This is a genomic window from Ruegeria sp. AL2 (genome assembly GCF_056540845.1).
Window position 1 is genome coordinate 672,823 of record NZ_JBQFXM010000001.1, and the last position, 22,993, is coordinate 695,815.

The 22,993-nt window shown below is 57.0% G+C and carries 21 protein-coding genes; 7 read left to right on the forward strand and 14 right to left on the reverse strand.

Features of this window, described 5'->3' with window-relative positions:
• Positions 1-58: 58 nt before the first annotated feature.
• The 9 genes from ACR0ID_RS03385 to ACR0ID_RS03425 all read right to left on the reverse strand — a co-directional run bounded on the left by ACR0ID_RS03385 (position 59) and on the right by ACR0ID_RS03425 (position 10,621).
• Positions 59-514, reverse strand: a complete 456-nt coding sequence (locus ACR0ID_RS03385; RefSeq protein WP_480472603.1) for a cytochrome c-type biogenesis protein — start codon at positions 512-514, stop codon at positions 59-61.
• On the reverse strand, positions 511-2,475 hold the full coding sequence (locus ACR0ID_RS03390; RefSeq protein ID WP_480603721.1) for a heme lyase CcmF/NrfE family subunit: 1,965 nt from the start codon (positions 2,473-2,475) through the stop codon (positions 511-513). The genes ACR0ID_RS03385 and ACR0ID_RS03390 overlap by 4 nt, the downstream gene beginning before the upstream one ends.
• A gap of 75 nt (positions 2,476-2,550) precedes the next feature.
• Entirely contained in the window at positions 2,551-3,129 is a 579-nt protein-coding gene (locus ACR0ID_RS03395; RefSeq protein WP_480603723.1) for a holin family protein, read from the reverse strand.
• The gene (locus ACR0ID_RS03400) at positions 3,120-3,731 is read right to left on the reverse strand and encodes a holin-associated N-acetylmuramidase (protein ID WP_480603725.1); all 612 of its coding nucleotides are present in this window, start codon (positions 3,729-3,731) and stop codon (positions 3,120-3,122) included. The genes ACR0ID_RS03395 and ACR0ID_RS03400 overlap by 10 nt, the downstream gene beginning before the upstream one ends.
• Positions 3,732-3,849: 118 nt before the next feature.
• Positions 3,850-4,296, reverse strand: a complete 447-nt coding sequence (ccmE, locus tag ACR0ID_RS03405; protein WP_209504023.1) for a cytochrome c maturation protein CcmE — start codon at positions 4,294-4,296, stop codon at positions 3,850-3,852.
• A 7-nt stretch (positions 4,297-4,303) separates the two neighbouring features.
• A complete protein-coding gene (argC, locus tag ACR0ID_RS03410) occupies positions 4,304-5,332 on the reverse strand; it encodes an N-acetyl-gamma-glutamyl-phosphate reductase (protein WP_480603728.1) in 1,029 nt (342 codons plus the stop codon).
• Between the two features lie 94 nt (positions 5,333-5,426).
• Entirely contained in the window at positions 5,427-6,236 is an 810-nt protein-coding gene (locus ACR0ID_RS03415; RefSeq protein ID WP_480472593.1) for a glutamate racemase, read from the reverse strand.
• An 8-nt stretch (positions 6,237-6,244) separates the two neighbouring features.
• The gene (locus ACR0ID_RS03420) at positions 6,245-7,123 is read right to left on the reverse strand and encodes a lysophospholipid acyltransferase family protein (protein ID WP_480558479.1); all 879 of its coding nucleotides are present in this window, start codon (positions 7,121-7,123) and stop codon (positions 6,245-6,247) included.
• A gap of 78 nt (positions 7,124-7,201) precedes the next feature.
• Positions 7,202-10,621, reverse strand: coding sequence for an indolepyruvate ferredoxin oxidoreductase family protein (locus ACR0ID_RS03425; protein WP_480603732.1), 3,420 nt, complete (start codon positions 10,619-10,621; stop codon positions 7,202-7,204).
• Positions 10,622-10,790: 169 nt separating this feature from the next.
• Here ACR0ID_RS03425 and ACR0ID_RS03430 point away from each other — a divergent pair, with 169 nt between their 5' ends.
• The 6 genes from ACR0ID_RS03430 (at position 10,791) to grxD (ending at position 17,752) form a co-directional block, all read left to right on the forward strand.
• On the forward strand, positions 10,791-11,699 hold the full coding sequence (locus ACR0ID_RS03430) for a LysR family transcriptional regulator (RefSeq protein ID WP_480603733.1): 909 nt from the start codon (positions 10,791-10,793) through the stop codon (positions 11,697-11,699).
• 269 nt (positions 11,700-11,968) lie between these two features.
• A complete protein-coding gene (locus ACR0ID_RS03435) occupies positions 11,969-14,215 on the forward strand; it encodes a mechanosensitive ion channel family protein (protein ID WP_480603736.1) in 2,247 nt (748 codons plus the stop codon).
• 180 nt (positions 14,216-14,395) lie between these two features.
• The gene (gene purL / locus ACR0ID_RS03440; RefSeq protein WP_480493260.1) at positions 14,396-16,555 is read left to right on the forward strand and encodes a phosphoribosylformylglycinamidine synthase subunit PurL; all 2,160 of its coding nucleotides are present in this window, start codon (positions 14,396-14,398) and stop codon (positions 16,553-16,555) included.
• A 135-nt stretch (positions 16,556-16,690) separates the two neighbouring features.
• Positions 16,691-16,927 (forward strand): BolA/IbaG family iron-sulfur metabolism protein, encoded by a 237-nt coding sequence (locus ACR0ID_RS03445; protein ID WP_480603738.1) that lies wholly within the window; start codon positions 16,691-16,693, stop codon positions 16,925-16,927.
• A gap of 185 nt (positions 16,928-17,112) precedes the next feature.
• The gene (locus ACR0ID_RS03450; protein ID WP_480603741.1) at positions 17,113-17,403 is read left to right on the forward strand and encodes a hypothetical protein; all 291 of its coding nucleotides are present in this window, start codon (positions 17,113-17,115) and stop codon (positions 17,401-17,403) included.
• Positions 17,390-17,752 (forward strand): Grx4 family monothiol glutaredoxin, encoded by a 363-nt coding sequence (gene grxD / locus ACR0ID_RS03455; protein WP_480472577.1) that lies wholly within the window; start codon positions 17,390-17,392, stop codon positions 17,750-17,752. Before ACR0ID_RS03450 ends, grxD begins: the two co-directional genes overlap by 14 nt.
• Before the next feature lie 6 nt (positions 17,753-17,758).
• Here grxD and ACR0ID_RS03460 read toward each other — a convergent pair whose 3' ends face one another.
• The 3 genes from ACR0ID_RS03460 to ACR0ID_RS03470 are packed head-to-tail and all read right to left on the reverse strand — an operon-like array spanning position 17,759 to position 19,241.
• Positions 17,759-18,106, reverse strand: coding sequence for an MliC family protein (locus tag ACR0ID_RS03460; protein ID WP_480603744.1), 348 nt, complete (start codon positions 18,104-18,106; stop codon positions 17,759-17,761).
• Entirely contained in the window at positions 18,103-18,498 is a 396-nt protein-coding gene (locus tag ACR0ID_RS03465) for a cell division protein ZapA (protein WP_480472573.1), read from the reverse strand. The genes ACR0ID_RS03460 and ACR0ID_RS03465 overlap by 4 nt, the downstream gene beginning before the upstream one ends.
• Positions 18,498-19,241: a hypothetical protein gene (locus ACR0ID_RS03470; protein ID WP_480553407.1), complete on the reverse strand. Its 744-nt coding sequence runs from the start codon at positions 19,239-19,241 to the stop codon at positions 18,498-18,500. Before ACR0ID_RS03470 ends, ACR0ID_RS03465 begins: the two co-directional genes overlap by 1 nt.
• A 236-nt stretch (positions 19,242-19,477) precedes the next feature.
• Here ACR0ID_RS03470 and tkt point away from each other — a divergent pair, with 236 nt between their 5' ends.
• Positions 19,478-21,502 (forward strand): transketolase, encoded by a 2,025-nt coding sequence (gene tkt, locus ACR0ID_RS03475; protein ID WP_480603747.1) that lies wholly within the window; start codon positions 19,478-19,480, stop codon positions 21,500-21,502.
• Positions 21,503-21,547: 45 nt separating this feature from the next.
• Here the strand turns inward: tkt and ACR0ID_RS03480 are convergent, their stop codons facing one another.
• Together ACR0ID_RS03480 and ACR0ID_RS03485 are read right to left on the reverse strand one after the other, a co-directional pair.
• A complete protein-coding gene (locus tag ACR0ID_RS03480; protein WP_480516907.1) occupies positions 21,548-21,970 on the reverse strand; it encodes a hypothetical protein in 423 nt (140 codons plus the stop codon).
• Entirely contained in the window at positions 21,957-22,916 is a 960-nt protein-coding gene (locus ACR0ID_RS03485) for a DUF808 domain-containing protein (RefSeq protein WP_480603750.1), read from the reverse strand. Before ACR0ID_RS03485 ends, ACR0ID_RS03480 begins: the two co-directional genes overlap by 14 nt.
• Positions 22,917-22,993 lie beyond the last annotated feature (77 nt).

The window sequence follows — 22,993 nt, forward strand, 5'->3', positions numbered from 1 at the left end:
GCCACGTGTTTCAGCACACTTACTTGTCTGGGCAGGATGGGAAAAGCAGAACCAAACGTCAGTCTTCAAGAATTTGGCGAAGGCGTTCCTGTTCTTCCGCACTTAGAGCTTCGGTTTCACCCGAAACCTGCGCCCTGGCGCGTGTGCGAAGAAAGTTCAGCCCGACTGCGGCAGCGATCAGCAGCATGATCGGCCCGGCAAGCCACAACAGCAGGTTCGAACCACTGGTGGTGGGCTTGAGCAGGACATATTCGCCGTAGCGGTCAACGATAAACGAGATGGCCTCTTCGTCGCTGTCACCCGCAACCAAACGTTCGCGCAAAAGCAACCGCAGATCGCGCGCCAGATCGGCGTTGCTTTCGTCAATGCTTTCATTGCGACACACCAGGCACCGCAATCCAACACTCAGGTCGCGCGCCCGCTGCTCCAGAACCGGGTCGTCCAGAACTTCATCAGGTTGTACCGCAAACACGGGTGCTGCAAGCAGCAGCAGGATCAGAACAAGGCGCTTCATTCTGCGGGTACTCCGCCAGCGGGGGATTTACGCGCGCCTGCGGCGACGCGAAAACGCCTGTCGCTCAGGCTGAGGACACCGCCGAGCGCCATCAGGATACATCCACCCCAGATCCAGTTCGCCAGAGGCTTGATATAGGTTCTCATGACCCAGCCACCGTCTGCCTGCTGATCCCCGATGACGATGTAAAGGTCACCAAGAAAACGATAGTCAATCGCGGCCTCGGTCGTCGGCATACGTGCGACGGGATAATCCCGTTTCTCGGGATGCAGCGTTCCGATGGCGCGACCGCCCTTTTCCACCAAAACATCAGCCGTGGTTGAAAAATAGTTCGGCCCCTGTACCCGTCGCACGTCCTGCAACGTCAGTGTAAACTGACCCACTTCGAACGGCTGGTTCAGCTGCGCCACACGGATATCTTCTGCCTCCCACGCGGTCAGACCGGCAATCGCAAAGATCGTCACGCCAAGGCCGGTATGGGCAACTGCCTTACCCCAATCGGCGCCCGGAAGTCGGATCAGACGTTTGAAGCTGCCATTGCGGCCTGTCCGGCTCCACAAATCAATGGCGGCACCGAAAGTGATCCATGCCCCCAAAAACAGGCCTACGGGCCCTAACGCGCTGCGACCGGTCTGCATTGCCCAAACCAACAACGCAATCGCCAGCGCCAGACCAAAGGCATAGCGCAGGGACCAGGCCGTTTTGCCCAACCGACCGCGTTTCCACGGCAGCATGGCCCCGACCGGCAGAATCATACCCAGCAAAACCATGAATGGTGAAAAGGCCGCGTTGAAAAACGGCGCCCCGACCGAGAGTTTGCGGTCGAACATCATCTCGGCCACCATCGGCCACATCGTCCCGACAAAGACAACGAAACAACTGACCGCAAGAAGGACATTGTTCACGATCAGCGCGCTTTCGCGGCTGACCATGCCAAAAACGCCCTTGGCCTCCATCGCCTGCGCCCGCGCGGCAAACAAGGTAAGCGCGCCACCGATGAAGAAGACCAGAATGATCAGGATGAACACACCGCGTTCAGGATCATTGGCAAAAGCATGTACCGAGGTCAGCAGACCTGAACGCACGATAAACGTGCCGATCAGGGAAAATCCAAACGCAATAATTGCCAGCAGAATTGTCCAGCTTTTCAATGCTTCGCGCTTTTCCACGACAATTGCCGAGTGCAACAGCGCCGCCGCTAGCAGCCAGGGCATGAAGGATGCGTTTTCCACCGGGTCCCAGAACCAGAAACCGCCCCAGCCCAATTCGTAATAAGCCCACCAGGATCCCAACGCGATTCCGATAGTCAGGAAAACCCATGCCGCCAGCGTCCAGGGGCGCACCCACCGGCCCCATGCTGCATCGATACGCCCTTCGATCAGGGCAGCAATCGCAAAGCTGAATGCCATGCTCAGCCCGACATAGCCGAGGTACAAAAACGGCGGGTGGAAGGCCAGCCCAGGATCTTGCAGCAGTGGGTTCAGGTCACGCCCGTCAAACGGAGCGATGGCAAGCCTGTCAAACGGGTTCGACGTGAACAGGATGAAACCGAAAAACGCCACGGCAATGGCCGACTGAACGGCCAGAACACGGGCCTTGAGTGTCGGTGGCAAGCCGCCACCAAAGAAAGCCGCCATCGCTCCAAACAGGGTGACGATCAGCACCCACAGCAGCATGGATCCTTCGTGGTTGCCCCATGTTCCGCTGATCTTGTACAGCATCGGCTTTGCCGTGTGGCTGTTCTCGACCACAATCCTGAGGGAAAAGTCAGACGTTACAAACGCCCAGATCAAAGCACCAAATGCAAACGCCGTCAGCAGGAACTGGACGATCGCGGCGGGCTCTGCAAAGGCCATCCAGCCGGTCCAGCGTTTTGAGGCGCCGATAAGTGGAACAACGCTTTGCACTATGGCGACAAAGAACGCGAGGATCAGGGTGAAGTGGCCAAGTTCTGTAATCATGCCCCGGAATATACGCAGGTGCGGAACCGGGGGCCATGACCTTTAGCTAGTTCTGCACGCACAAAGTGTCGCGGGTCAGATACCGCGAAGCTTTCGCCAATCGTTCAGAGCCTGGTTTTCTTCGGGAAGTACGACATCGCGGGTCAGTACAGCATCCGGACCGGGATCGGCAGCACCGGGGCTGTCGCTCTGCATGGTGCGCAAGGCCTCGATATTGCTCAAGACCGTTGGCAGTTGCGTCATGGTTGAGCGGATATCCCGCTGAAAATCCTGCATTTTACTTTGGTGACGCGCGCCAAAGTAAAACGACACGATCACGCCCAGCAACCACCAGAGCGGCTCTGGTACCAAGGCTATGCCCTGCATCCGTGCGGCAAACCATATTGGGTCGACCATGGCGGCAACGAACAAGCCAAGCGTTCCCAATGCCAGCGCCGGGCGCGGCAACCTGTTCACGCCGTCCATGACACGGTCAAACAGCCCCTTCTGAGGCGCCTGAAATTCGGAGCCAAACTGTAACATGGCCTGAGTTTGAACCTCATTAGCCCGTACTGCGCTTGCTTCGGTGTTTTCACGATAGAGTTCTGCGGTTTCCTGCAAGACGTTGCGGCCGTTTCCAAACAGCAGCGCCAGCACACCTGAAATTAGCCCCATGCCGCGATCCTTTTGTTAAAGTCGCTGTCCGAAAGGTGATAACGCGGCGAAAGAAACTCTTCGGCCCGCATTATCCAGCCACCTTTGCCGCCTGATCGGCTACGCGCGTATTTTCTGGATGCAGGCCGCCGATCAGCAAGGCGAAAATAGTAATTTCGCCGCGCAATCCCGTAAGCGTCGCGCAAGACGCCGGGCTCTGGCTGCGCCGCGCTTTCGCAGGCCGCCACGGTTTGCGGGCCGATTATGCCATCGGCAGTGACGTTAAACCCCATTTCCTTTAGCAGCCGCTGAAGAATCTTCACCGCCTGCGCACCGGCATTCACATACATGTCGAAAACAGAGGCATACAGGGTTTCGGGCAGCTCACCAATGCGCGGCTTGTCGAAATAATGCTGCACAAAGATGTCGACCGCTTGCCGAGGGGACAAAGCGCGCACATCCGCCTCGTCAATCCGGCCGTCGCCGGTCAGATCCAAGCCCAGCCTGCGCAGGGTGTGAATCGTGACCCCGAACTTGGTTGCTCCGCCCGGATCGTCGGGGTCATAAACAAAGCCCCCTTCACGGGCCACAATCTCTTTGGCAATTTGGCGTACCGTCTGCATACCACCCTCGTAACGTTAGGTGGCCACACCGTTTCCGACAGACATTAACGATTCAAAACGAAACGGAGCGCTGCATGCACCATGCACGCAACGCTCCGAAGCAGGTTCAGAGAGTTTATCAGCTTTCTTCCGCGCCTTTATAGACACCTTGCTCTTTCAGAGCGTCCATGACCTCTTTCGGCATGTAGGTTTCATCATGTTTGGCAAGAATTTCAGTCGCTTCAAAGACCCCGTTCACGTAACTGCCCGTGCCGATCATTCCCTGATTTTCCGAGAATAGATCAGGCAGAACACCTGTGAACGAGACCGGAACGCTTTCGCCACCATCCGTTACAACAAAACGAATGGTTTCGCCCTGTCCGCGAATGATCGAGCCTTCTTCGACCAAGCCGCCAATCCGGAACACTTCGGTTGGTTTCGGCGGCTCAGCAATCACCTCACTGGGTGAGCGGAAAAAGTTGATCCCGTCCTGCAATGCCCAGCCAATCAACGCTGTTGCCGCCACCAAGGCAACAACTGCCACCAGAATGACTTGTACGCGCCGACGTTTCTTGAGCGTTTTCATACCATCCTCACGGGAAAAGCGGGGCCATCATCAGGCCCAGAGTTTCATCTTCACCTAACATCAGGTTCGCGTTCTGCAAGGCTTGCCCACTGCTACCTTTTGTCAGGTTATCCAGCGCCGCAATCACAATTGAGCGCCGCTCAATCCTATCCGCCACAACACCGATATGACAGAAATTCGACCCCCGCACATGGTGGGTTGAAGGAGTCTCACCCATCGGCAGCATCTGGATGAACGGCTCGTCCGCGTAGGCTTTGGCAAGCCTTTCGTAGATGCTGTGCGGGTCGCCCTTCACATAGGTTGTGGCCAGAATACCCCTGTTTGCAGGGATAAGGTGGGGCGTGAACTGCACATGCACAGCCCGACCGGCAAGTTTCGAAAACTCCTGATCAAACTCGCCAAGATGTCTGTGCGTCCCTCCAACGGAATAGGCGTTGCTGCCTTCGCTCAGTTCAGCGTGCAGCAGGTTTTCCTTCAATGACCGCCCTGCCCCTGACACGGCGCATTTCAGGTCCAGAACGATATCGTCCAGATCAATGACCCCTGCAGATATCAGCGGCCGCAGAACATATTGCCCGGTCGCCGCATTGCACCCGGTGCCCGCAACAAGCCGCGCCCCCTTGATGTCTTCGCGGTAGAACTCGGTCAGACCATAGATCGCCTCTTCCTGCTGTTTTAGCGCGGTATGCGGATTGCCGTACCATTTTTCGTACTCGTCAGGGTCGGCCAGCCGGAAGTCGGCAGACAGGTCAATGATTTTCAGATCTTTCGGCAAGTCCCGGATCACTTCCTGACTGGTTTTGTGCGGCAAAGCGCAAAAACACAGGTCAACCTGCGAAAAGTCGATCTCGGAGATTTTGCACAGATCAGGTAGATCCATGTGGCGCAGATGCGGGAAAACCTGCGCCATGGTCATGCCAGCCTTACGTTCGGCGGCCAGCGCGACGATATCCATGTTCGGGTGCTCGGCGATCAGCCGCACCAGTTCAGCGCCGGTATAGCCCGAAGCGCCCAAAATTGCGATTTTATGGGTCATGTCAGACCTCTTTCACTTGAGTGTCACATGTTTCGACCGCCGATGTGACGGCCTTGAAATAAGGGAAGCAGAGCGGCTGCGTCCTTGACCTAAGTCAGGCAGCCTGGAACGTGATTTGTCGTCGGAGGAACTGCGTCGCCCGGTCGCTGACTACATTGGGTTTGCCAGTTGTCAGAAAACCACTCGGGCCCTCGCCCAACATGTTGGGGTGACGTTGCAGGTAATCTGCCAGACTGTCAGCAACAAGCGCACCCTGGCTGTAAACCTGCACATCATCACCCAACGCCGCCTGGAATGCTTCGGCCATCAACGGGTAATGCGTGCAGCCCAGAATAGCAGCCTGAGGTTCTGGCATTTTGCGTTTCAGCGCATCCACATGGCTGCGCACCAAGGCTTCGGCCAGGATCATGTCACCGTCTTCTATGGCATCCACAACGCCGCCACAGGCCTGTGCCTCGACATCTACTCCGATGGCCCGAAATGCCAGTTCCCGCTGAAAGGCCCTGCTGGACACGGTGGCAGGCGTTGCAAACAACGCCACATGTTTGACGGCCACTTCGCGCGGCGGGGAATTGTCGCCCCATTGCCGTTCGGTCAGTGCTTCGATCAACGGGACAAAAACGCCAAGAACGCGTTTGCCGCTGGGCACGCCTTCTTCCTGCATCCGCCGCAACGCTGCGGCGCTGGCGGTGTTGCAGGCCAGAATCACCAGATTGCAGCCACGCGACCACAGATCCTGAACCGCCTTGCGGGTCAGCTGATAGATATCCTCGGCATCACGCACACCGTATGGCGCGTGTGCACTGTCTGCAAAATACAGGAAATCAACGTCCGGCAGACGTTGCTGTGCGGCACTCAGGACGGTCAGACCGCCCAAACCGGAATCAAAGATACCTACTGCCATTAGATCATTCAGGCGCGATGCCGTTCCTCAAACTCATAGCCGTAATCATAGGACTTCAACGGCGTTGGAGACAGCTCATACGTGGCTTTGCGCAGGAAATCCATCATCTTGCGCGTATCCTTGCTGAGCGGGTCCAGAATGTCGCGCCTGATCGGCTCTCCGACTACGACCTTCACCGGTGTATCAACGCGTTTCTTGAACTCTTTGATCAGCAGGCCCATGCGCAAAGTACTGTGCAGATGGCTGGCGATCTGAAACAGACGAGACGTGTGGCCATCAAAGAAAACCGGAACAACCGTGGCATTCGATTTGGCCACCATCCGCGCGGTAAACCCGCGCCAACCCGGATCCATGGGGTGGGAAAACGGCTTAACCCCGGTGCTGACCGTCCCGCCGGGAAAAATACCGATCGCCCCGCCCTCGCCCAGATAGCTGAGCGCGGTTTTGCGGGTCTCAAGGTTCAGTTGCATCGCCTCTTTCGTTTCATCAAACGAAATTGGCAAAATGATGCGATTCAGGTCTTCGGCCTTGCGAAACACCCGATGAGCGAGAATGCGGAAATCTCCCCGCGTCTCGGACAGGATATGTCCCATCATCAGGCCATCCAGAATTCCGTAGGGATGATTGGCAATCAGGATCAGAGGACCGTCTTTCGGGATATTCGAAAGCGATCCCCCCGCCACGTCCAGTGTCAGCCCATAGCGTTCGACCATCACAGCCCAAAAGTCGCGCCCATTGGCAACGTCTTTCTCGTACCCGTCCGCGCGTTTGATCAGGCGCATACGGCCCGTCGTGTTCTCCATCAGCTTGATGACCATCCGCCCACCTTTGGTTTCGGCGGAATGCGCATAGGAAATGTCGCGAACGGCATGACGACGGGAAGGCATATGGGTCTCCGGTTTGCTGCCTGCAAAATAAGTGCAAGTAACAATTTTGCCTAGCTATCGTGACACGCTTGTGACGTTTTATTCCGCCGCAGCCTGCAACCCTGTCCCTCCGCCGCGAATGACGGCCAGCAACTCCTCGCGCCGTTTGGCTGCTTTGGCCTCGTTCTCGCGCAATACGGGGCCAAACCCACGGATATCCAGCGGCAAACGAGCCAGGGCGGCAATCGCATCGCGTGTTGTCTGCGATAAAAGCGGCAGAACCTCGCGCATGTCCTTTTCATATTGACGGATTAACGCACGTTCCATCCTGCGTTCCGACGAATAGCCGAAAATATCCAGCGGAGTACCGCGCATTGCCTTCAACCGGGTCAAAAGTTTCAGTGGGCCAAGGATGGCTTCGCCAAACGCACGTTTGCGGGGTCTGCCGTTGCTGCCCGATCCCCCCAAAAAGGGCGGGGCCAGATGGAACGTCATCTTGAAATCGCCATCGAACTCGGCAGCCGCTTTGTCACGGCTTGACAGAAGAAGGCGCGCGACTTCGTATTCATCCTTGTAGGACAAAATCTTGTGATAGCCTTTTGCCACCGCCTCGCGGATATCCGCATCCTCAACACTGTCGACCAGCTTGCGATACCGTTTGGCCAGCCGCGCACTTTGGTAATCGGTCAGATGGCTTGCGCGGAATTCGATCTTCTGATCCAGCGATCTGGGCATCTCGGTCACGGTCGGGGACAGAATGGACTGCACTTCAGCGGGATGCAGAACCGCCCAACGCCCGATATCGAACGCACGCTTGTTCCGTTCAATCGTAGTTCCGTTCAATTCGATGGCATCAAAGATCGCCTGATGGCGGACGGGCAACAACCCCCGCTGCCACGCCGCGCCAAAGATCATCATGTTGGAATAGATCGAGTCGCCCATCACGGCGCGTGCCAACTCGGTCGCGTCAAACAGCGAGACACCTTCTTTTAACCGTGCCTGGAGGGCCAGTTCCAGCTGATCGGCAGGAATGCGGAACTCGGTATTGCGCGTAAAGTCGCCTGTTACCGTCTCATGGCTGTTCACAACGGCGCCTGTACGGCCTGTGCGCGTCAGGCCCAAAGTTTTGGCTCCAGCGGACACCACCAGATCACCGCCGATCAGCGCATGGGCTTCGCCGGTTGCGACACGGATGGCGCTGATGTCTTCGGGTGCGTTGGCCAGACGGCAATGGATGTGAACCGCGCCGCCCTTCTGCGCCAAGCCCGCCATTTCCATCATGCCCGCGCCTTTGCCGTCAATCTGGGCAGCCTGCGCAAGAATCGCGCCCAGCGTGACAACACCGGTTCCCCCGACACCCGTGATCACCACGTTATGGGTGCCGCTGATCTTGGGCAACACCGGCATCGGCAGGTCCGGCAAGTCGATTTCGGTCGTTGCCTCTTTACGGATCTTCGCCCCCTCAAGCGTGACAAAGGATGGGCAAAAGCCGTTCAGGCAGGAATAGTCCTTGTTGCAGCTTGACTGATCGATGGCGCGCTTACGCCCAAGTTCTGTTTCCTTGGGCACAATCGACACACAGTTCGACTGCACCCCGCAATCGCCGCAGCCTTCGCACACATCGGTATTGATAAACACACGCTTGTCCGGGTCCGGGAACGTGCCGCGTTTGCGGCGACGGCGTTTTTCGGCCGCACAGGTCTGAACATAAACGATGACCGAAACACCCTCGATCTCGCGGAATTTCTCCTGCACCTGCATCAGTTCCGCACGCTCGAACGTCTGAACATTCGACGGCAGAGCCTTGAAGTTCACGTCTTCCTTTTCGTCATAGACCAGAGCAACCTCACGGACACCCATGGCCTTGACCTCGGCAACGATCCGTTCTGCGGTCAGATCGCCTTCATTCTCCTGCCCGCCCGTCATGGCGACGGCATCGTTGAACAGGATCTTGAAGGTGATGTTCGTGCCCGCTGACAGCGCCGCGCGGATCGCCTGAACGCCCGAGTGGTTATAGGTGCCATCGCCAAGGTTCTGGAACACGTGTTTGGTGGTCGAAAACGGTGCCTCACCGATCCAGTTCGCGCCTTCACCGCCCATCTGGGTAAAGCCGGTGGTGTTCCGGTCCATCCACTGAACCATGTAATGACAACCGATCCCTGCATAGGCACGGCTGCCATCGGGGACTTTGGTCGAACTGTTATGCGGGCAGCCCGAGCAGAAATACGGAAGCCGCGTTGCAATTTCCTGTGCGTTGTCAGCCCGGCGTGCTTCGGATAATGAGGCCAGACCCGCACGAATACCATCGGTTTCGCGCCCTTCTTCGATCAGGATCTCACCCAGCTTTTCGGCAATCATGATCGGGTCCAGCGCGCCGCGGGTCGGGAACAGTTCATCGCGATGCAACGTACCGGCGCCGCCCTTGTACCACCCATAAACCCGGCGGCCGCGACGGTCGTCAAAGATAGCTTCTTTGACCTGAACTTCGATCAGCTTGCGCTTTTCCTCGACGATCACGATCAGGTCCAGTCCTTCGGCCCAGTCGTGGAACCCGACCATGTCCAGCGGAAATGTCTGTCCCACCTTGTAGGTCGTGATCCCCAGCCGCTCGGCTTCGGACTCGTCGATGTTCAAAAGCGAGAGCGCATGGGTCAGGTCCAGCCAGTTCTTACCGGCCGCAACAAACCCGATCTTTGCACCCGGTTTGCCCCATATCCGCTTGTCCAGCTTGTTGGCATGTGAAAACGTCTCGGCTGCAAACCTCTTGTAATCGATGACGCGCGTTTCTTGCAGGTGCGGCGTGTCCCCAAGGCGGATATTCAAACCGCCTTCCGGCATATCGAAATCAGGTACGACAACCTGCATTCGGTCGGGGCGACCATCCACAACCGAAGTAACCTCGATTGTGTCCTTCATGGTCTTTAGCCCAACCCAAACCCCGGCAAAACGGCTGAGGGCATAGCCGTAAATTCCGTAGTCGAGGATTTCCTGCACGCCCGCCGGGCTGACGACAGGCATATACATATCCACCAGTGACCATTCGGACTGATGCAACACGGTCGAGCTTTCGCCAGTATGGTCATCACCCATCGCCATAAGCACACCGCCATGCTTGGCGGTACCGGCCATATTCGCGTGGCGCATGACGTCACCGGACCGATCTACGCCCGGCCCCTTGCCGTACCAAAGACCGAAAACCCCATCGAACTTACCGTCGCCGCGCAAGCCGGCCTGTTGGCTGCCCCACAGCGCTGTTGCCGCCAGATCTTCGTTCAATCCAAACTGAAACGTAACATCGCTTTCGGACAACGGCTTTTGCGCCCGCATCATCTGCTGATCAACAGCGCCCAGTGGCGAGCCACGATATCCAGTCACCAGCCCCGCAGTGTTCAGTCCCGCCTGCCGGTCTCTGGCCTTTTGCATCAGCATCAACCGGACAAGCGCCTGTGTTCCGTTCAGAAGAACGGGGCTTTTCTCAAGATCGAACCGGTCGTTTAACGTAATCTGTGGCTGACTCATCAGACGTCTCCCCTCGCCAGATCAGTGTGCATGTACTCAGCGCATTTTAGGTCATAATTTCTGACCTGTATAGGTTTTATGCACTGAACCGTAACGATTTCGGCCTTTGATTGTAGAACTTGTTACCTGTTTCATATAGGCGTTCGAAAAGATAACGAAAGTTGCGGCGATGGATTGGGACAAGCTTAGAATATTTCACGCGGTGGCCGATGCGGGCAGCCTCACACATGCCGGGGACAAGCTCAATTTGTCTCAATCCGCCGTGAGCAGACAGATCCGTGCGCTGGAAGAGTCGTTGGATGCCACCCTTTTTCACCGTCACGCCCGGGGGCTGATTCTCACCGAACAGGGTGAACTGTTGTTCGACGCCACATCCGCCATGTCAAAACGGCTGGACGCAGCTGCCGCACGCATTCGCGACAGTGAAGAAGAGGTCTTTGGCGTTCTTCGGGTCACGACGACCTTTGGGTTCGGCACACTGTGGCTCGCCCCTCGCCTGCCCAAGCTTTATGAACAATATCCTGATCTGAACATCGACCTGATGCTGGAAGAACGAGTTCTGGACCTTCCCATGCGAGAAGCGGATGTCGCCATTCGCATGAAGGAACCCAGCCAGGCAGATCTTGTGCGAAAACGCCTGATGACGGTTCAGATGGCGCTTTACGCGACGCACAACTACATCGAAGCCCATGGTGGAATGCTGAAATCTCTGGAGGAGATCCAAAATCACCGGCTGATCTGTCAGACACCCGCGGCACCCCAGGTGGGCGCCAGCGCGGCCATGGTTCGCCACCTTATGACCTACAATCCCGCATCCCTGTTGACGGTAAACAACTACTTCGGCGTCCTTCAGGGAGTGTTGCACAATCTCGGCATTGGGGTTCTGCCAGATTACGTCACACAGGATTTCCCGCATCTTGTGCCAGTTCTGTCGGATGTCGAAACCGCTGACGTGCCGGTCTATCTGGCTTATCCCGAAGAACTCCGACACTCCAAACGTGTCGGGGCGTTCCGCGACTTTGTGCAGGACGAGATCATCGCACAGCGCAAACAACTGAAAAAGATGGGAAAACTTTAGCTATGCATAAATGGCATAGCGGGCATGAGGACATTTCAGGGTTAAATTCCTTGAACGTTTACAATCTGACCCCTAAATGAGCACTCGAAGGCGGTGATGCTGAAACGCTCATCATCTTCATACCTCCCTGTTGGACTACGGCCGAGCTTATTGCTCGGCCTTTTTTTTGCTCTAGGCGTTGCATCAAGTCAGCGAAAGCTCTGGGAAAAATACACGCATAGGCATATGATCCCAAAAAAACGAGATAATTTCGTGTTCGAGGGAGAATCATGTTCCACCCATTCCGCCTTATGTTGGCGATTGTCTGCACTCTATTTTTGGCGGTTCCGCTTTATGCGCAAGATACCGGCTCAACTTCTTCAGTGACCATTCCGGACGATCTAACACCTGAGCAGGTCGATGGTCTGGTTGCCCGCATGTCAGATGACCAGGTGCGCGCCATTCTATTAGAGCGCCTTGATGCGGTCGCCGAAAAGCAGGCTGCCGAGAAGGCGAACGTGGAAGACCCGCTGACCGAAATCAGTGAGATATGGGCCGAGATGGTCTCGTCCTGGACACATGTTCTGACCACGCTTCCCAATATTGTCACGGCACAGATAACTGCGTTTGGCAATTTCAGCGACACGTTTGGAACGAACGGTGTCTTTACCCTGTTTGGGCTTATTCTTTCTGTGTTGATTGCTGGTTTAATAGCCGAGAAGCTGTTCATTTTCCTGACCCGTCGCTGGCATGAAGCGACCGAAGTTGGGGAGGAGGCTGATCTCAAGGGAGCTGTCAGTTATCTGTTCCGCAGGTTCTGTCGCGAAATTGCCGGGCTGATCGTGTTCTATGTCGTCATTCGCACGATTGGTCGCGGGATTCTGACACCCGAACAGATCACCTATGCCGGTCCGTTTGTGTTCTATCTGATCTGGATCCCGCGCCTGGGGGCTGCGGCCTCACGTTTTGTTCTGGCACCGGAGAAGCCCAAATATCGGTTGGTGAGTATTGACGATCATTGGGCAAAGTATCTGCATCGCAATCTGATCGGGTTGTTGATCCTGATCGGGTTCACGCTGTTTGTTGTGCGCTTCAACGCTCTTAATGGCGTGACAGGCGACGATACACGCATCGGCTTCTGGCTGAACGCGGCGACCCATGTCTACATCGCTATCATCGCATGGACCGCGCGCGAAGGGCTGTCTCAGATGATGCTGGGAACAGATCCGGATCACACGAAATTCGATAAAGAAGTTGCGCATTATTATCCCTACTTCGCCATTGGCGTTTCGGTGACAATCTGGCTGCTGGTCGAATTCCTGGTCGCGCAACGCGATCCATCGACGCTGAGATTGTTGGGTCGTGGTGCGCATTTCACAACCATGTTCTGGTTGCTGATTGCCCCTGCTCTCGACACGTTGATCCGCGGGCTGGTACGCCATTTGCAGCCGCCGATGTCTGGCGAAGGCCCGCTGGCCGAACGCGCTCATCGCGCGGCCAAGCGCAGCTACATCCGGATTGGGCGGGTCATTGCCGGGCTGATCATTGTCTTCATGATCGCCCGCACCTGGCATCTTGACCTACGCAATGTCGCCTCGGCCGGTGTCAGTGCCGAAGTTGGCGGTGCTGTCATTGAATTCCTTCTGATCATCGCAGTCGGCTACATCCTGAACGAGGTCGTCTCACTATGGATCAACCGCAGGCTGGCCAAAGAGCAGACCGCGGCTGAAGCGGTCGACGAGGAAGCAAGCGGTGAAGGCGGCGGTGCCGGGGGCTCTCGTCTGGCGACGGTTCTGCCGCTGATGCGGATTACGGCCCAGATCACCATCTCGGTTATCTTCGGTCTGCTGGCACTGGGTGCGCTGGGTATCAACATCACACCGCTTCTGGCCGGTGCCGGTGTTCTGGGTCTGGCCATCGGCTTTGGTGCTCAGAAACTGGTGGCGGATATCGTCGGTGGTGTTTTCTTCCTGATCGATGATGCCTTCCGCGTCGGCGAATATGTCGATGTGGGCGGAACCACAGGAACGGTCGAAAAAATCTCGATCCGTTCGATGCAACTGCGCCATCACAGGGGGCCTGTGCACACAATCCCTTATGGTGAAATCCAGAAGCTGACGAATTACAGCCGTGACTGGGTGATCATGAAGCTGAAATTCACCGTGCCCTTTGATACCGATCCCAACAAGGTCAAGAAAATCTTCAAAAAGATCGGGGCCGAGATGATGGAGGACGAAACCCACAAAGAAGGCTTTCTGCAACCGTTCAAATCGCAGGGCGTGTTCGACTTCGACGATGTCGGCATGATCATTCGCGGTAAATTCATGGCAAAGCCCGGCAAGCAGTTCACCTTGCGCAAGGAGATCTTCAACAAGGTCAAGGCCGAGTTCAAGGCCAACGGCATTGACTTTGCCCGCCGCGAGGTGCGCGTTGCAATTCCCGGGCTGGAAGAGGTCGAGCATCTGACGCCCGAACAGAAGACTGCTGTCGGCGCCGCAGCTGCTGCCGAGGTCAACAAAGACCAGGGATCGGCGTAATCTTCAGGGTTTACGTCGGCGATTTGCAGCAGGACTGCTGTGCGGTTTTACGGAACCGGCCGTGATGCCGGTTCCGTTTTTCTTTGAAAGACGCGACCTGCGCCGTCTTGACCCTTTCCACACGCGCGCGCTTGCCCTACAAGGCGCGCAATCTCGGCCCACTTGGACACAGGACAGAAGATGCAAGAGCCCGCTATCACACCCGATCTGATTGCAGCACATGGGCTCAAGCCCGAGGAATATGACATGATCCTCGAGATCATCGGGCGTGAACCGACCTTTACCGAGCTTGGTATTTTCTCGGCGATGTGGAACGAACATTGTTCTTACAAGTCGTCGAAGAAATGGTTGCGCACTCTTCCAACCTCGGGGCCTCAAGTCATTTGCGGCCCGGGCGAGAATGCCGGTGTCGTGGATATCGGGGACGGTCAGGCCGTGGTTTTCAAGATGGAAAGCCACAATCACCCGTCCTACATCGAACCCTACCAAGGTGCGGCAACGGGTGTCGGCGGCATCCTTCGGGACGTGTTCACAATGGGCGCGCGCCCGATCGCTTCGATGAATGCGCTGTCCTTCGGTGAACCCGGCCACCACAAAACCCGCCAGCTGGTCAACGGCGTGGTCGAAGGTATTGGCGGCTATGGCAACTGTTTCGGTGTTCCCTGCGTTGGGGGCGAGGTCCGCTTTCACCCGGCTTACAACGGCAACTGCCTTGTGAACGCCTTTGCCGCCGGTTTGGCCGACAGTGACAAGATCTTCTACTCTGCCGCGTCGGGCGTGGGCATGCCGGTGGTCTATCTTGGTGCAAAAACTGGTCGCGACGGTGTTGGTGGCGCAACGATGGCCTCGGCCGAATTTGACGACACCATCGAGGAAAAACGCCCCACTGTTCAGGTGGGTGATCCCTTCACCGAAAAGCGCCTGATGGAAGCAACACTGGAGCTGATGCAGACCGGCGCCGTGATCTCGATTCAAGACATGGGTGCTGCGGGCCTGACCTGTTCCGCCGTTGAGATGGGCGACAAGGGTGGTCTGGGCGTGCGCCTGGATCTGGAAAACGTCCCCCAGCGCGAAGAGAATATGACAGCCTATGAGATGATGCTGTCCGAATCTCAGGAACGCATGCTGATGGTTCTCAAGCCCGAGCTTGAGGCCGAAGCCCGCGCCGTGTTCGAGAAATGGGACCTGGACTTTGCCATCGTCGGTGAAACGATTGCCGAGGATCGCTTCCTGATCATGCATAACGGTGAGGTCAAGGCCGATCTCGTCCTGTCCAAACTGTCTTCGACCGCGCCCGAATATGATCGCCCTTGGGTGCCGACGCCCGAAGCCGAAGACCTTGCCGAAGTGCCTCAGATCGACCCGATTGACGGCCTGCGTGCCCTGCTGTCGTCGCCCAACTACGCGGGCAAGCAGTGGGTTTATGAGCAGTACGACACGATGGTGATGGCGGATACAAACCGGACACCGGGCCTGGGTGCGGGTATGGTGCGTGTTCACGGCACCGACAAGGTGCTGGCGTTCACCTCTGACGTGACCCCGCGCTACGTCCGCGCCAACCCGGTTGAAGGCGGCAAACAGGCGGTGGCCGAAGCCTACCGTAACCTGACGGCTGTTGGGGCCAAACCGCTGGCCACAACAGACAACCTGAACTTCGGCAACCCGGAAAAGCCCGAAATCATGGGTCAGTTTGTCGGCGCCGTTCAGGGCATCGGCGCCGCAGTCGGCGCGCTGGACATGCCGATCGTATCCGGCAACGTGTCGCTGTATAATGAAACCGACGGTCAGGCGATCCTGCCAACGCCCACAATCGGCGCTGTCGGGCTGCTGAATCACAGCGATGAAATCATCGGCAACGAGGTGCGCGAGGGCCACGTGGCTTTGGTGATCGGCGAAACCAAAGGTCATCTGGGCCAGTCCGCCCTTCTGGCCGAGGTCTTCAACCGAGAAGATGGCGACGCGCCGCATGTGAATCTGGACGCTGAAAAACGCAACGGCGATTTCATTCGCGCCAATCGTGGAATGATCAAGGCCTGCACAGACCTGAGTGATGGGGGCCTTGCGCTTGCGGCCTTCGAACTGGCCGAGGCCGCCGGGGTAGGCGTGTGTCTGGATGATGCACCGACGGAATTTCTGTTCGGGGAAGATCAGGCACGGTATTTGGTCGCTTGCAACTTTGATCAGGCCGAAGCGTTGATGATCGCGGCGGGTCAGGCAGGTGTACCGCTGGTCTCGGTAGGTCGGTTTACTGGCGATACCGTCAGGATCGGCGGCTCGGAGGCCTCGTTAGAAGACCTGACGGCCGTTTTCCGCAACAGCTTTGCCGACGCCGTCGCCTGATCAGGCTGTTTAAATATCGCTCGAAACCTGCGCCCTGAATAAGCGCAGGTTTCGTCGTTTTGGCACATTCATGTGCCCTTGCGCGCCAGGTTCAAGCGCTCTACATCTTTGGAAAGACCTTCAGGAGTTACCTACATGCCGATGAGCGCCCATCAAATAGAACACCTGCTGCGAGAAGCCTTTCCTGATGCGGTCATTCAGGTTGGCGGCAACGACGGTATTCATATGTCCGCCATGGTGGTGGACGAAAGCTTTCGCGGCAAAAACCGAGTTCAACAACAGCGCGCCGTCTATGCGGCCCTGAAGGGCAAGATGGATGGCCCGGATGGAGAGCTGCACGCACTGGCATTGACCACGAAAGTGCCTGAATAGTGGACGAACCGATAGGATGGGCTCTACTGAGACTAACCTTTCTGTTCTTAGACGTTATCAGCTCCTTGGCGATCCTGTTTTGTGATCTACCGAAGCTACTGAAATATGGGCCCAGATATTGGCGCGTCACAAGGAATATGAGACGGCGAAAACTCACACAGCGCGAAGGTTGAGAGTGCCCAATTATGAATGGCTTGTTGTTCTGGATAGGTTTATTTGCAGCATTGATAGTTGCCGCCGCGCTGATCGAAGCCTATGTCAAACGCAACCGAAAAAGAAAACTGTCCGATATGCGTCCGGATCCGGGTGAACTCAGCAAAATGGGCGGCCTTGAGAGATATGGGCTTGATCCGGTGAATATGGCGCAGGCTGAACACCGGCAGCTTGAAACGGAAGGATGGGCACCCAGTTTGCCCAGTGATGGAACAATCCCCGCAGATGCGGATGAAAAGGGAAAACAAGATGACCGACGTTAAGACCCGGATCGACGAAACCGTCAAAGCCAACGATGTGGTGCTGTATATGAAAGGCACCAAGGAAATGCCGCAATGCGGGTTCTCCTCGCGCGTGGCTGGCGTGCTGAACTATATGGGCGTCGAATACACGGATGTGAACGTTCTGGCCGACGAAGAAGTGCGTCAGGGGATCAAGGATTATTCCGACTGGCCAACTGTGCCCCAGCTTTATGTCAAAGGCGAGTTTGTTGGCGGTTGCGATATCATCACCGAGATGACCTTGTCGGGTGAACTGGATGCGTTGTTCGACGAAAACAATGTCGGCTACAACAAGGAAGCAGCCGACAAAATCCGCGAAGCAAACGCGTAATCCGGCCTACCGGCTGGAACAACCCCGATAGATCTCCTGCTCATTGGCGGCACCCGCCGCCAAATAGCTAACCGACGCGTCCCACCCTTTCGAGCGCAGGATGTAGGTTCCACTTTCACCAAAGGATTCGTAGCGGATACCTGAACCGCTTTCGACCTGACGCATAACAACCAGAGAATTGTCCACCAAGGTTGCCGCGGCCCCTGTACTATCCGGTGCGTTGAAATAGGTAACAGGCAGCGGTATTCCGTTTTCGCAGGTGAAGGTGACAGACAGAATATCGATTTCGGCCAGTGCCGTTGTTGCGGGCACGACCAGCGCCGCAACACAGATGAATTTGCGCAGGACCTTCATCTTGCCTTTTTCTCCTCAACTACTGCGGCCAGCGCTTCGGCTCGTGCGGCCAGTTCGGCCAGCGTATCTGTAACAGATGGCGGAACCACAGCCACTTCGATGCGCTCAGGTTCGGGCGCCGGGGCGCTTCGCAGCGCCTGAAGCTCGGCTTCGGCTTCGGCCAGTTTCCCTTCGAGCGATTTGACCTTGTCCTCTGTTGCCGCAGTCTTGTCGGCCAGCATCAAGCCGGCCATCAGCAACATGCGGGATTCCGGCATACGACCGATCTGATCGGACAGCACCTGTGCCTCGTCGTCCAACACTTTGGCGGCAGCGTGCAGAAAGGGCTCTTCCCCGTCTCGGCAGGATACCTCAAAACCGCGCCCGCCGATATGAATGGTCACTTCGGGCATCACTCTACCTCACCTTCAACAAGTTTCGCCTGCGACAGCAGAGGTTCCAACCTTGCAAGAACTGCCTGCGCTTCGGCGGCGTCTGACGCCTGTGCTGCGCGCGTTGCTTCCAGTTCCGCGACGGTGGCCCGGTTCAGCAGCTCGGCATCTGCGACACCTTCGGCGGCGGCGGCGCGCAATTCCTCTATCGCAGTGCGCAACTGCTCGTTTGCCTTGCGCATCCGTTGCAGATCGTCGTCCAGTCGCGACATTGCAGCGCCGTGACTGGTCCGTTCAGCGCGCAGCATCTCAAGCTCGGCGCTCAGGTCGTCGACGCGGACTGTATCTGACAGTTCGTCCTTTAGACGGCTGTTTTCCGCTTTCAGCGCCTCCAGCTCGGTGCTGTTGTCCAATGCGGCCTTGGCTTCGGCCAATTCAGCGCGCGCGGCTTCGACCGTCGCGATTTTCGCACGGGCTTCTTCCAGCTCGGATCGCAGAGCGTCTGTTTCGGCTGTATTGGTCGGAGCGCTTCGCAACTCCTCAAGATCGGCTCTCAGCCCGTCCACTTCCTGTTCGTGCTGTTCCTTTAGGGTTCTCAGACGTTCCTGAAGCTGCGCGTTCGCAACTTTTTCATCTTCAAGCGCTGCCTGGAGGCCGTCATCCGGCCGGGCATCTACGGACGCGCCGCCCAATGCGTCGACGCCCGCTCCGATACGGTCCATCGCCGCAATAATGCGGTGCTGTAATTCCTCAAGTTGGCTCATGCCCCTGTCACCTCTTTATCAAGGTTCATTCTGTTGCGAAGCGATCCGAATCAAAATCGAATCCCGCCTGCCGCCAGTCTAACGGAATGCGACAGAAAATACCCACTGTTTGCTTTCAACTACTTGGACCACGCAGTTCACGCAATCCAGGCGGATAAACCCCGGTTCCGCTTGCACTTTGAGTGCTGAGTGGTATTGAGCCCGCAATCTGCTTTTTATCCAAAGGAACAACGCCCGTGGACCTGACTGCGCTGCGCAATGCCAACCCCGAACACTGGGACAAAGCTGCGGCCATCCGCACATTGACCCTTGATGCCGTCGCCGCTGCAAACTCCGGACATTCCGGTATGCCCATGGGCATGGCGGATGTCGCGACTGTCCTGTTCGAAAAGCATCTGAAGTTTGACGCCTCGGCCCCGAACTGGCCGGATCGTGACCGCTTCATCCTGTCCGCAGGCCATGGTTCGATGCTGGTCTATTCGTTGCTGTACCTTACGGGATATGCAGATGTGACGCTGGAGGAGATCAAGAATTTCCGCCAGCTGGGCGCAAAAACCGCAGGCCACCCAGAAAACTTTCTGGTCGCTGGTGTTGAAACCACGACCGGACCGCTGGGTCAGGGTATCTCGAACGCCGTGGGCTTTGCGATGGCCGAGGAAATCCAGCGCGCGCATTATGGCAAGAAGGTTGTCGACCACTATACCTATGTCATCGCGGGCGACGGCTGCCTTATGGAAGGCGTAAGCCAGGAGGCAATCACCCTGGCCGGTCGTCACGAGCTGAGCAAGCTGATCGTCTTCTGGGACAACAACAACATCACCATCGACGGCACCGTCGACATCGCCGACCGCACCGATCAGGTTCGCCGCTTTGCGGCCTCGGGCTGGCATGTGATTGAAATCGACGGTCATGACCCCAAGGCCATCGACGCGGCCATCGTTCAGGCGAAGAAGTCGAACAAGCCGACAATGATCGCGTGTAAAACCCACATTGCTCTGGGCCACGCGGCGCAGGACACGTCAAAAGGGCACGGCGCGCTGACCGATGCGGATCAGCTGAAGGCCGCCAAGAAGGCTTATGGCTGGGCGCATGACGCGTTTGACGTACCTGACAATGTCAAATCCGCATGGGAAGCCATCGGATCACGTGGCGCTGCCGAGCGTGCGGAATGGGAAGAGCGTTTTGCGCAACTGTCCGAGCGCAAGCAGGCTGAGTTCACCCGCGCCTATGCATTCGAGGCCCCCAAGCGTCTGGCCGGAGCCATTCGCGCTTTCAAAAAACAGATGTCCGAAGATCAGCCGAAACTGGCCACCCGTTCGTCGTCGGAGAAGGTCCTGAACGTTGTAAACCCGATCATGACCGAAACCGTTGGCGGTTCGGCGGACCTGACCGGGTCAAATAACACAAAATCGGCCGATATGGGCGTGTTCCTTCCGGAAAACCGCAAGGGTCGCTATATCCATTATGGTATCCGTGAACACGGCATGGCGGCGGCGATGAACGGCATGGCGCTGCATGGTGGTATCCGCCCCTATGGCGGTACATTCATGGCCTTCACCGATTATGCCCGCCCGTCCATGCGTCTGGCGGCGCTGATGAAGATCCCTTCGGTTTTCGTGATGACCCATGACTCGATCGGTCTGGGCGAAGACGGCCCGACCCACCAGCCTGTCGAGCATCTGGCGATCTCGCGTGCAACCCCCAACACTTTTGTCTTCCGCCCGGCTGACACCATTGAAACGGCCGAGGCATGGGAACTGGCGCTGACCTTCAAGGACAGCCCCTCTGTCCTGTCGCTGACCCGTCAGGGTGTTCCAACGGTACGTACCGAGCACAAGACCAAGAACCTGACCGCACAAGGTGCTTACGTTTTGGCCGAAGCAGAAGGTAAGCGTCAGGCAATCCTGATCGCCACAGGTTCCGAAGTGTCGCTGGCCATGGAAGCCAAAGCGATGCTCGAGGCCGAGGGCATCGGCACCCGCGTCGTCTCGATGCCGTGCATGGAGCTGTTCGCACAGCAGGATGAAGCCTACCGCAAGCGCGTCCTTCCGGCGGGTCCGGTCCGCGTTGGTATCGAAGCCGCGGTTCGCGCTGGTGGCTGGGATCGTTGGTTGCTGGGTGAACGTGGCCGCGAAGCCAAAGCCGGGTTCATCGGCATGTCCAGCTTTGGTGCCTCGGCCCCTGCGGGAGGACTGTACAAGCATTTCGGCATCACCGCCGAAGAGACCGTAGCAAAGGTCAAGGAATTGTTGGGACTGTAAATCAGTCCCACCTGATCGAGCAAAGGGCGGCCTTGGCCGCCCTTTTCATTTGGGTTCAGCCTTAACCCGAAGTGCAAGTTCTTCATAGGCTTTCAGAGCGTAATCCAATCGCAACTCATACCGTCCTTGCACCACCACTTTCTCAGGTTCTTGCAGGCCGAGACAATACAACGCTTGGCGAAGATGGGTTCCAGACAGCGGAACATAAGTAGCCGATTGACCCACTAAAGCGTTGTAAAAGCGTCCCCCGAACCAACGGCTACGCTCCTGCGCCCTGAAAGCGGTATCAACACGAAAATGCAAGAAACTGTACAGCTCGGATTCATCGAATGGGACTTCGTCGGCCGCAACACTCAAAGCCGATAGAATTGAGGATCTGCCGTTTAATCCGCGCGTGCCCACTTTTCGAATAAGCGGGCCATCGATCGTCGTGCCTAGACGGTAACGGGTCAATTCAGTGTTTCGCATTCTTACTTAACATTGGTGCTATGATCCGGGTTGCAACAGGGATCAAAACCACCCCCCAAGCTAAACCAAATACGCCATCCATCGTGGCCTTGGACACCCACTCAACCACACCAACCCATTGATCAGAGACAGAATGCCCAATGGTATAGGCCCAATCATGGATATGATGGCCCAACCATCCAAAGCCCAACACCTCCATCCCGTGGATGACGATCGAGCCCCCCACCCACAGCATCGCCGCTGTTCCGACAATGGACAGTGTTTTCATCACCCCGGGCATTGCCTTGACCAACCCTCGGCCCAGACCGCGACCGATAGGTGTCGGCGCGTTCTGCGCCAGATAAAGCCCAACATCATCCATTTTCACGATCAGAGCCACCGACCCATAGACGGCCACCGTCACGCCGATCCCCACAACGGCCAGCGTCGCGGCCTGCATCCATAGGTTCGGGGCTTCGATCGCCGCCAGTGCAATGGTCATAATCTCGGCAGACAGAATAAAATCGGTCTTGATTGCGCCCTTGACCTTCTGCTCTTCCAGATGGCCCGGGTCCCGGTTTTTCATATCCTCTTCAATTACATGGCTACCATGAGGAAACAGGACGTGAAAAATCTTCTCGGCGCCTTCAAAACACAAATATGATCCACCCAGCATCAACAGTGGGGTGATCAGCCACGGGGCGAAATTGGCCAGCAACAAGGCCACCGGCAACAGGAGTATGATTTTGTTGAAAACCGAACCGCGCGCGATACGCCAGATGATCGGCAATTCGCGCGCCGGGGCAAAGCCCTGAACGTATTTTGGTGTTACCGCAGCGTCGTCAATGATTACGCCTGCAGTCTTGGCCCCTGCCTTGCCTGCCGCAGCCACGACATCATCCACCGATGTCGCCGCGACCTTGGCGATCCCGGCCACATCGTCCAACAAGGCCAAAAGACCACTCATCGCGTTTCCTTTCCCGTTCGCTGCCGCATCCGGACCCTACCTGATCCAACGGCTAGCGCAAGCGTTAGCGCAACCGT